The organism is Luedemannella helvata, assembly GCF_039528415.1.
Classification (GTDB): Bacteria; Actinomycetota; Actinomycetes; order Mycobacteriales; family Micromonosporaceae; genus Luedemannella; species Luedemannella helvata.
In genome coordinates this window covers 1-774 of sequence record NZ_BAAALS010000113.1, presented here as the reverse complement: position 1 = coordinate 774, position 774 = coordinate 1, and the positions used below count along the sequence as shown (strand labels likewise).

The following is a 774-nucleotide window of genomic DNA, read 5'->3' as shown; positions in this document are numbered from 1 at the left end:
CACCGTCCACGCCGACGTCCCCAACCACGGACCCGCCGACTTCCCCGACCGCCGCACCCTCAAGGCCGGACCTCCCTGCCAGACGTTCACCATGGCCGGCAAGGGATCCGGGCGGGCCGAGATCGCCCGACTCGTCGCCGCGGTCCACGGCATGGCGGCTGGAATCCCGGCGCCGACCTTCGCCGACGAGCGGACCGGCCTCGTCCTCGAACCGTTGCGTTGGATCCTCGGAGCCGAATGCCTAGACCGGCCCTACGAGACGATCGTCCTGGAGCAAGTGCCCAAGGTTTTGCCCATCTGGCACGCCTACGCCCACGTCCTCGAACGCCTCGGCTACGGCGCCGCAACCGGCATCCTCCGCACCGAGCAGTACGGCCTACCCCAAACCCGACGCCGGGCCGTCCTCGTCGCCCGATACGCCGCCGACGCCCACCTGCCCGCACCCACCCACCGCCCCTACCGCAAGGGCATCCCACAGGACGAAGGCGACCCGACCCTCCTGCCGTGGGTGTCGATGGGCGACGTCATCCGCGACAGCCCGTTCGAGGTGATCTCCAACTACGGCACCGGCGGCGACCCCCGCAACCGCGGCCGACGCACCAGTGCCGAACCCGCATTCACCGTCACCGGGAAGATCAGCCGGCTCCGGCTCGTCGACCCGATCGGCAACGAACTCCCGCGGCTCACCCACTCGGAAGCCGGACAGCTCCAGGGTTTCCCCGCCGACTGGCGGTGGGCTGGCAACGACATCAGCCAGCAGATCGGCAACGCCTG

1 protein-coding gene is annotated in these 774 nt (G+C 70.4%); it reads left to right on the top strand.

Features of this window, described 5'->3' with window-relative positions; translation table 11 throughout:
• Positions 1-774: DNA cytosine methyltransferase (locus ABD191_RS29000; RefSeq protein ID WP_344089146.1), on the top strand; the 774-nt coding region annotated here is incomplete at both ends.